Annotated in this window: 4 protein-coding genes and 1 pseudogene; all 5 read right to left on the reverse strand. The window is 73.3% G+C overall.

The features are described 5' to 3' along the window. Positions 1–17: 17 nt before the first annotated feature. Positions 18–5,243 (reverse strand): SAV_2336 N-terminal domain-related protein, encoded by a 5,226-nt coding sequence (locus tag ACFVWU_RS09955; protein WP_387617642.1) that lies wholly within the window; start codon positions 5,241–5,243, stop codon positions 18–20. A gap of 11 nt (positions 5,244–5,254) precedes the next feature. Then, a pseudogene (locus ACFVWU_RS09960) lies at positions 5,255–6,288 on the reverse strand (AAA family ATPase). 32 nt (positions 6,289–6,320) lie between these two features. After that, positions 6,321–7,838, reverse strand: a complete 1,518-nt coding sequence (locus ACFVWU_RS09965; protein ID WP_387617644.1) for a hypothetical protein — start codon at positions 7,836–7,838, stop codon at positions 6,321–6,323. 4 nt (positions 7,839–7,842) lie between these two features. Continuing rightward, positions 7,843–8,790 carry a trypsin-like peptidase domain-containing protein gene (locus ACFVWU_RS09970; protein ID WP_387617646.1) on the reverse strand — a complete coding sequence of 316 codons (948 nt, stop codon included), beginning with the start codon at positions 8,788–8,790 and terminating at the stop codon, positions 7,843–7,845. Then, positions 8,787–9,251, reverse strand: a complete 465-nt coding sequence (locus tag ACFVWU_RS09975) for a CU044_2847 family protein (protein ID WP_387617648.1) — start codon at positions 9,249–9,251, stop codon at positions 8,787–8,789. The genes ACFVWU_RS09970 and ACFVWU_RS09975 overlap by 4 nt, the downstream gene beginning before the upstream one ends. Between the last annotated feature and the right edge of the window lie 441 nt (positions 9,252–9,692).

Consider the following 9,692-nt stretch of genomic DNA (forward strand, 5'->3'; position numbering starts at 1 on the left):
GGCACGTCGGCTTCCGATCAGGAGCGTGGCAACCAGCCGATCTGGATCGGCCTTCCGTAGGTCCGCCCCGGGGTGACGTACATGCCTCGTCCCGGCGCCCGGGGTTGCGGCTCGACGGTGCCCAGCAGGAGGCCCTCGTCGACGTCGCCGGAGAGCACCACGCCGTGCGGGCCCAGATCACACAGGGTGCGCAGGAACGAACCGACCGAACGGGCCCGCCCGGCGCCCGCTGTACGGCGGGCGACTATCACCCGCAGGCCCAGTTGCCGGGCGAGCGGTAGGTACTCGACCAGGGGCTGCAGCAAGTCCTCATCAGCGGCGGCCAGTTCGTACTCGTCCACGATCAGGAAGATGTCCTTGTCGCGGCGCCGGCGCGGTGCGGCTTCCGGGTTGTCCCGCATCCGACTGAAGCAGGCGACGCGCAGGATCCCCACCAGGGTGGCCAGGGACGACGTGCTGGGCGCGTAGTGGACGAGGTAGTCGGCCGGTACCACGTCGAACAGCGAGCGACGGAGGTCGCCGACCAGGATGCCGACTTGGTCGGGGCCATAGCGTTCGGTGATCTGCTTGACGAGCAGCCGGAGCAGCGCCGTCTTCCCGGACTCGCTGTCGCCGAACGCGACGAACAGCGGATTCCTGTCGAAGTCGACGAAGACCGTGGAGAGTTCGTTCGCGTCGAGGCCGATGGCAAGGCCCTGCTCGGGGTGCGCGGAGCCGGGCGGGAGCTCGCGGGCGTCCACGAGGGAAGGTGCGATCGGCTTGCCAGGGGCCAGCAGGGATCCCTCGACCCCGCCCGGCTGCTGGAGTTCGGGGTCGTCGGCCTGAATCCTCTGACGGAGCACCCGCAGGACCGGGCTCGGCTCGACGGCCACATCGTCGAACAGCAGCTCCTGGAGTTGCTCGTAGGCATTGAGCGCTTCGGTCCGGCGCCGACACCGGTGGAGCGCCAGCATCAGAAGGGCGACCAGCCGCTCGCGCGTCGGATGCTCGGCGACCAGCGGGCTGAGCTCGTACACGATTTCCTCGTGCCGACCGAGGCCCAGCGCGGCGGTGTACATGTCCTCGAAGACGGTCAACCGCCGCTCAGCCAGGCGCGTGCGCTCCCACGAGATGTACGCCCCCGGAATACTCTCCAGTAGCGGGCCCTCCCACAGCGACAGCGCCGCCCGCCGCACGTCGTGCGCCAAACGAAGGTCGCCGGCGGCCTCCGCCGCTTGCGCTTCCGCGAGCCGCGCCTCGAAAACGGACAGGTCCACCGCTTCCGGGGCGACGAGCAGTTGGAAGCCGTCACTCGCCGACTGAAGGGTCACGGCCGCACCTCGCGGCTCGGAGCGGTCTCCCAGGACGGTGCGAATGCGGGACACATAGGTGCGCAGCTCCGCGAGCGGTTGGGGAGGTGGCTGATCACCCCAGACCGCGTTGACCAGGCTCGCGGTGGACACCGGCCCCGGGGAGTGCAGGAGGAGAGTGCCAAGGACGGCCCGCTGCTGAGGTACCCCGAGGTCCAGAAGTTCCCCGTCCCGCCACACACGCAGAGGACCGAGCAGCGAGAAGCGCAGGCCGTTCCGGTCCGGAGCGGAGGGCGGGTTGACGGTCTGTACGACCTCGCGCCGCAGCTCCTGCGCGCGTTCGTACAGACCGTTGAGGCGCGTCCGTTCCCCGGTCGCGGACAGCCCGGGCAGGCCCGGCAGCGGGGTCCCCTTCCAGAGGGCGAGAGCCTCGTCGACATGTTGCCGGACGGCGCTCGGGTCGCCGGCGGACCGAGCCGACTCGGCGCGTTCCAGGGCGCGTTCGAAGAGGGTGACGTCGATCTGATCGACGTCGACGTTCAGCACGTAGGCCTCGTCGAGGTCCAGCGACTCCAGCACGTCCGGGGCCGCCGGAGCCGCGTTCAGGGCATCCCGCAGGCGTCGGACACAGCCGCGCAGCCAATTGAAGTTCTGGATGAAGAACTCGTCCTCGGCCTTCGACTCCCGAAGCAGGTCTCCCTCCGACACGGGTCGGCCGCAGCGTTTCAGCAGCACGGCGAGCACCGCCGCCTGCGCAGGTGCCCCGATGCCGACGGGCTCGTCCCCGCGCCAGGCACCCACCTCCCCGAGCAGCGTGAACCTGAGCGTCGGGTCCGCCGGAGGAGGCGGTTGTATCCGGCAGCCTGACAACTCCCAGACGTGGACGTGGTCGTCGCGCTCGCCGATGGTGGCGACCACGGTACGGTTCTCGTCTCCGGCGAGGCCGACGATCGTCTTCACTCGGGCGGGGTCGATGCGCTCGCCCGTTCGGATGCCGCTTCCGGCGGAATCGGTCGACCAGCGCCGGATCGATCCGTCCGGGTCGACTCCGAGCAGGAACGACGGGCCGTCGGCGTGCCGGACCGAGGTCATCGTCCCGGGCCCCACACCCGGCAGGTCGTGCGCCGGAGCTTCGAGCTGCGGGTCCCACAGCTGCATACGGCCCAGGGCATCGACGATCAGGACGTACTGCCGCCCGTCCGTATGCGTGTGGGTGGCCATCGCCTCGGGCGGCAATGGGAGTTCCCTGTAGTGCGTGCTGCGGCCGTCGACCGTGAAGACCCGGGTTTCGAGTCCGCCGTCGGCATGCGCCGTGAAGAGGCTGGCGCGCACGTTCCAGTCGCCGAACGCGGCCATGGCGACGACGTCGGAGGGAACATCGACGTCCAGGGGGGGCGTGATCTCCTGCCCGTTCGTCGGATCGACGAGGTAGACCCTGTTGTCCACGCCGAGGACGGCGAGGCGGCTCTCGCCGTCGGAGTTCGGCACCGCCGCCATGGCCACCGCGCGGCAGGGCAGGGGGAAGCTGCGGACGGTGTCCGACGCGCCTTCCCGCGCCGACGCCGTCAGCATGGCGAGCTTCGCGTCGAGGTTCCAGCTCGCCAGCTCGTCCGGGATCCTCGGCATCCGGTCGATCAGCTGCTGGAGCTCCTCCGACTCCTCGATCCGCGCGTAGTCGTCCCCGAGCCGGGCGCGGATCTCCTCGCGCAGGTCGGCTTCGCTGAGATAGCCGAGGGCGATGACCGGAGCATCCCTGGGGAAGGCCAGCTCCGAAGCCGAGTCGGTGGTGATGATCAGGGAGCCCGGCCCGGAGTAGGCCAAGCCGAAGAACCTCTGGAGACTGCCTTGGGTTCGAAGATCCGACCGCGATCGCAGGCCGTCGACGATGACCACCCAGTTCGGATGGTCGTGGCCGAGCTTGCTCAGGGGAAGGGCTCGGAGCCGGTCCAACCCGGCCTGCAGGGACCCGGAGGTCCGCCCATCGATCCAGTGGACGAACGAGTGGCGCGGACCGTAGCGCTGGACGTACTCCTGGACGAGGCGGCGCCTACCCATGCCCGGGCTGGCTTCGATCACCACCAACTTGGGATATGAGTAGCCGGTTTGGCGCAGTTCCAGGGTGAGCTGCTCGAGTTCGACCGCCCGCCCGATCATGCGCGGCGGGTCCGGCGGGCTGACGATCGGCGGCACCGGCGTGAGCAGCTCCCGCCGGCTCTCCGACCGGCTCACGGTACCGCCCAGCGTCCGTGCGATCGCCGCGTGCTGTCCGCCCGCCCCCGCGAGCACCGCCGCCGCGACCTCCGCGAACGGGCGGCTGCGTTCCGGCAGTCGGGACCCCGCCTCGCCCGCCCCCGCCGCCAGCGCCCGGAAGTCGAGCGTCCCGCCGAAGGTCGCCGCGACCCGCCCCGACACCTTGGCCAGCACGTGCTCCAGCACCCGCACCGACTCGCTGCGGGTCAGTTCCCCGAGCAGTTCCTCCCGTACGCCGTCCCCGAAGTCGTACACCACCTCGTCCGGGTCGACGGCCCCCGCCCGGACCTCCAGCAGTCCCGACAGGAACAGCTCGGCCAGCTCCCGCTGACCGGACTCCGGCACCGTCGCCCGTTGCACCAGCCGCATCACCGGCAGGCTCAGCGGCGCGGCCGCCAGGTGACAGGCGAGCCGGTAGGCCTCCGGCGAGCTGCCGGCCCGGAATGCGCCGACCCGCTCCGCCGCCGTGCGCGGCTCCGCGCCCGCCGCGCGACGCGGGCGCGGTGGCCGGGGCACTCCGCTGAGCGGTGCCGCGAGCATGGGCGTCCAGCCGCTGGCGCGCCCTGCGGTGAGGTCGGCCCAGGGTGACAGCCAGTCCGCGTCGATCTCCATCACCGGCAGCCACCGCACCACCGCCCGGGCGGCCGCTCCGGCCGCTCCGCGCGGGATGCCGGGGAGCGCGGCGTCGGAGCGGAAGGCGGGGGCCGGTCGGCCGTGGGCGGCGGCCCGGCCCTCGACGGGGGCGGGGCGCAGTGCGGTGCGGTGCCAGAGCCGTCGGGGCAGGACCTGGAGGGCGGCGGTCGGGCCGTTGCCGGCGGTCCGGGCGAGGAAGGCGGGCAGTTCGTCGCCGTACCAGGCCGGTCCGACGCCGTCGGTGAGGACGAACAGCATGCGCCGCCCGTGTGGGTCGGCGAGTGGGCGGGCCCATGGTCCGGGCGGGCCGGCCGGGCCGGCCTGGCCGGTGGTGGGCGGCGGTGCGGCCGCGCGGCGGCGGCGTCGGAAGGGGGCCAGGCGCGGAACGTCCCCGTCGGTGTCGAGGGACCAGGTGCGCACCTCTTCGAAGGCGCCGTGGCGTTCCAGCAGGGTGGCGAGTTCCCCGGCGAGGTCGTGCCAGACGGCCATGGTGGCGCCGGTGTCGATGAGCAGGTCGACGGAGTACCTGGCGCGGGTGCGCTTCCAGACCGGCAGCAGCACGCCTGCCTCGGCGGTCGCGGCGGCCGTGGCCTCCTCGTCGAGGTGGAGCTGTGGCACGCCGCCCGCGTGGTGGCCGAGCGGTCGGCGCAGCGGCCGCAGGGCTCGGGCGATGGCCAGGGCGCCGGGCAGGGCGGTGGGGCGGGTGACCTGGACGACTTCGGCGCTGCGGGCCATGCCCCCGGGGCCGCCGGTGGGGGTACAGCGGGGATGCAGTTCCAGCTTCGGCTCGGGCTGCGCAGGTGGGGGCGGCGCGGGCTTCCTCGGCTCGTACGAGTCGGGGACGTTCTGCTCCGGCGGGTCGAGCGGCGTGGGCGGGGGCGGCAGTGGCGGGGCGGCCGGCGGCCGCGCTCCAGGACCTGGCTCGGGTGAGAGGCCGGCGAGCCGGGAGATCCACAGGGCGTCCGCCAGGTCCTGCGGCTGCGGTTCGCCGTCCACGGGCGCGACGAGCGCGGCCAGCGCCTCCTGCAGCACCGACCTGGCCGACTCACCGTTCTGCCCGATCTCCCCCACCGGCCCCTGCCTCAGCTCTCGTTGAGCGGGCGCAGCAGCACGTCGTGGATGACGCCGCGCCCGGGTTCGCTGTCCCACAGCCCGCGCTCGGCCATGAGCAGGGCGTTGAGCAGTTGGTCGTTGGCGAGGTCGGCGCCTTCCTCGCGCTGGCGGCGCAGGAACTCGGTGATGAGCCTGGCGCGCTGGGCGCCGTCCGGCGATGCGTCGGCGCCGAGGTGGGCGGCGACCATGGCGGCGAGCCGGTCCTCGGTGGGCGGCTGGATCTCCAGCCGTACGCAGCGGCGCAGCAGGGCCGAGGGGAACTCCCGTTCACCGTTGCTGGTGAGGACGACCAGCGGGAAGTGGGCACAGCGCACGTGGCCGCCCCGGACGACGGCGGTTCGGCCGGGGTCGGCGATGGCGACCTCCTGCGGCCCGGTCCGAGGCGCTGGAGCTCGGGGATCTCGAACTCGCCTTCCTCGAAGACGTTCAGCAGGTCGTTGGGCAGGTCAATGTCGCTCTTGTCGATCTCGTCGATGAGGACGACGCGGGGCGTGCGCCATGGCAGCAGCGCGGTGCCGAGCGGGCCGAGGCGCAGGAACTTGCCGATCGCCGGCGGGCGCCGCTCGCCGTCCTGCGGCGCGTGCAGGCCCGCCTCGTGGAGCCGGCCGATGGCGTCGTAGGTGTAGAGCCCGTCGCGCAGCGTGGAGCGGCTGCTGATCGGCCAGCGCAGCACCGGGCCGAGGCCCAGTTCATGGGCGACCGCGTAGGCGAGCGTCGACTTGCCGACGCCGGGCTTGCCGGTGATCAGCAGTGGGCGCCGCAGGTGCAGGGCCAGGTTGACGAGGTGGATCTCGCGCTCGTCGGCCTGGTAGGCGGTGGCCTGCCGGGCGCGGCCGAGGCGGCGGGCCGTCAGGCCGGTGGGGTCCTCGGCCGGGGGCGGCGGCAGTTGCCCGTCGTCCTCGACCCAGTCGCCGAAGGCGCGCCAGGCCGGGGCGGGCGGGAGCTCGGCGATGCCGTCGTGGGGCACGCCGGTGCCCCGGTAGATCCACCAGTTCTCGGGCATCGTTACCGCCTCATCGTGGGTTTCCATCGGTTTCACACCATCCCCGGGAAGCCGGCGTCCTGGTCCGGGTCGACGCAGTCCGGGTCGTCCCAGAGCAGGGTGATGCCGTCCTGGCCGTCCGTGGCACGGGTCTTCCGGCGGTGCCGGTGGACGGCCTCGGGCAGCTGCACCAGCGAGCGCCGACTGTGCTCGCGCAGGGCCTCGACCAGGTCCGCCGGGGGGCCGGGGCTGCGGCGCCAGACCATGGCGGGTATGCCGCCGACCACGATGGCGTCGAGGACGGCGTCGCGCACCCGGGGGTCGAGGTCGTCGTACGGGATGTCGAGGCCCAGGCAGGCGAGGGTGGGCTGGTCGTCGAGCCAGCCGGGCAGGTCGGCGGCGCGTTCGGGGACGAGCGGCGGCCAGCCGATCCGGTCGACGGCGTCGCGGTCCATGGTCTCGGCGAACAGGTGCTGCCACCGTTCGCGCCAGGCGGTGGTCGGCACCCAGGGGTCGGCGTAGCGCTCCAGGGAGCGGACCACCACCGGGTGGTGGTGGCCGAGCCGCTGCCCGTAGCGGCTCGGGGACCACAGTTCGGCGCTGTGGCCGAGCAGCGGGACGGGGAGCAGGAACTCGATCCGGACCGGGTCGTGCGCGGCGGCGCGCATCTCGACCAGCAGCGCGGACCAGTCGGCCAGTCGGGCGCTGCCCTGGGCGATGAGGTCGTCCTTGGCCAGCGAGGCGGTGACGGGCAGGGCGTTGAGCCGGCGGAACCGTCCGCCGTCCAGGGGCTGGCGGTAGTAGGAGGCGCGCAGCAGGTAGCGGCTCCTCTCGATGTGCTCCGGTGTCTCCGGGTCCAGCCGGATCTGGACGATCAGTCGGCCGGAGGCGCTGCGGGCACTCTCGGACGAACGCCCGAGGCTCTCCAACAGCACGGCCAGTTCACCGAGTTGGGGATGGGACCGGGACAGTCCCGGGTCGCCGGCGAGCGAGCCCAGGAAGGCGAGCACGGGACCGGCATCCGGTGCGCCGCGCCGGTCCAGCAGCCGCCGCAGGATCTCCGGGACGCTCGCCCGCCCTCCGAGCAGGGCCAGGCCGGTGACGCCCTGCGGCAGGTGGCAGAGCAACTGCTCCGGCCCGGGCTGCGGGGTCATCGCCCGCAGCAGCCGGACGATGCGCAGCAGGGCGTCGACGGGCAGCGCGGTGTCGGTGGTCAGGCCGAGGGCGGTCAGTTCCAGCCAGGGCAGCGCGCCGTCGTACGGCGCCTGGTCCTGCAGCGCCGCGCAGAGCGAGCCGAGGACGGCGCGCGGGTCGCGGGCGCAGCGGATGTGCCGGACGATCTCCCAGACGTGTTCGCGCGCGCTGCCGAACTCCTCGACGTCCACGTCGAATCCGGGTGAGGACGCGGAGCGGCCCATCGCCTCCAGGACGTCCTGACGGAAGGACAGCCGGGATATCCTCTGGAAGCCGAGCAGGCTCTCGGAGAGCAGCCCCTCGGCCGCTTCCGACCAGGCCGCCGGGCCCATCCCCGCCGTGCGCCCCCACGCGTCGTGCACCCCCCCGTCGCCCATCGCCCTACCTGTTCTCCCAGCCGCCGGTCGCCCGCCCGACCACGGCCTGGAGCTGTTCCAACCCGCCGTCGTGCGGGGCGAGTTCGGCCAGCGCCGCGTACAACGCGCGCAGCGCCGCCGAGGCGTCGCGGTGGTGGCGGCAGCGGCGCACGATGCGGAACAGGTGGTCCCGTCGGTCGGAACGCTCCTCGACTTCGAAGGAGTGCGACAGGCCGAGGTGTTCGCCCATCCGGTCCAGCAGGTCGAACCGCCCGTCGGCGCGCGCGGTGTACGGGATGGCCATCAGCGCCGTCACCAACTCGGCGTCGTCCGGCGATGACTGCTTCGCCACCGGCCCGACCGCCGGGCCGAGGAAGGCGAGCAGCGCCGCCAGCGGGACGTACCAGCCGCCCAGGTCCTGCTTGTACGAGCGGCTGCCCTTCAGCACGCCGTGCACCAGCCCGTCCGGTCCGACCAGCATGCTGCCGCTGAAGCCGGGCTGCACGAATCCGGTGACGCTGATGAACTCCCCCGATCGGCCCACCACTTGGAGCGCGACCGTGTCGGCGTTGGCGCCCGGCGAGGGGGTGGTCTCGGAGAAGCCGAGCGCGGTCAGCCAAGCCCCCGGCTCGGCCTCGCCGCCGGCCAGCGGCGCGACCGGGTGGCCGGGTCCGGCCGCCGCCTCCGGAACGCCGAGCAGCGCGAGATCGGGGAACGCTTCGAACGGGCCCGCCCCCGCGGACACGGGCTCCGCCCGGACCGCCTCGGGTGCGACCGGGTACGCGCCGGACTCGTGGCGGACCGTCAGCCCGTCCGCGACCCCGTCCTTGTCCAGCACGACATGCGCACAGGTGAGCGCCAGGCCGGGGGCGACCAGGAACCCGCTGCCCCGGAAGCCCCGCACCGACTCGATCCGGACCGCACACCGGTGCAGCGCCTCGGACCGGGCGCGATCGAGATGCCGGCCGGTCACTCCGCGGCAGCGGGGGTGGTCGCGGCGCCCTCAGCGCCCCCAGTGCTCCCAGCGCCCTGAGCGCCCTGAGTGCTCGCCCGCGCACGCCGCGCCGCGAGGTCCCAGGACAGCTTGACGGTCAGCCCCGCCTCGCTGCCGGCCTCCGCGATGATCCCCAGCAGCTGCCCGGACTTCACCGCCAGCTTCAGCCCGAACTCCACCTCGAACGAGTCCGGCGACCCGGCCGCCCCCTGGGCGATCGACTCCTCGGCCCAGCGCCCGATGCCCTGTACGGTGCCGCGTACCTGGTCCAGCGTCAGCGCCACCGCCGACCCGACCCGTGCGGTCCGCTCCCGCAGCCCGACGTCGCCGTAGCCGTCCTCGTCCCCGACCGCTTCGAAGCCCACCTCGCCGATCACCTCGGCCCGCACCGTAGTGCCGTCCCCCAGGTCGATCGTCTCCACCGTCACTTCCCCGGCCACGCCTCTCCCCTCCCACAGCGACCGCCGAACCGGCCGCGCCACAATACCGCGACCCCCACACCACCGGCCGTCACCGGGCCGACCGCCCACGCCCGGCCGCGATGGCCGTACCGGTCGACGCGTGCCCCCGGACCGGCCGCCGTCCATGCCGCATCATCGAGACGGGCCTGCTGACGCGTGAGTTCGACACGGACCGAGGAAGTCGTGCTGCAGCCGCGACCCCCGCTGATCGAACGCGTTTGGGACACGACCAGGATGTCAGCCCCTCGGGGATCCCGGCCCTGGGCAGCACGACCAGCAGGGTGAGCGCGACCGCGGCGACACCGACGCCGACCGGGCCTTTCACCATGCCCCCTGATCCGGTAACTCCCGGGAGGTACGGCGTGGGGTGGGCCCCCGCGGGTAGAAGCCCACCACCCCCCCCCCCGCCGCCAACCCGGG

Origin of the sequence: Kitasatospora sp. NPDC058190, assembly GCF_042883685.1 — a bacterium.
GTDB lineage: Bacteria > Actinomycetota > Actinomycetes > Streptomycetales > Streptomycetaceae > Kitasatospora.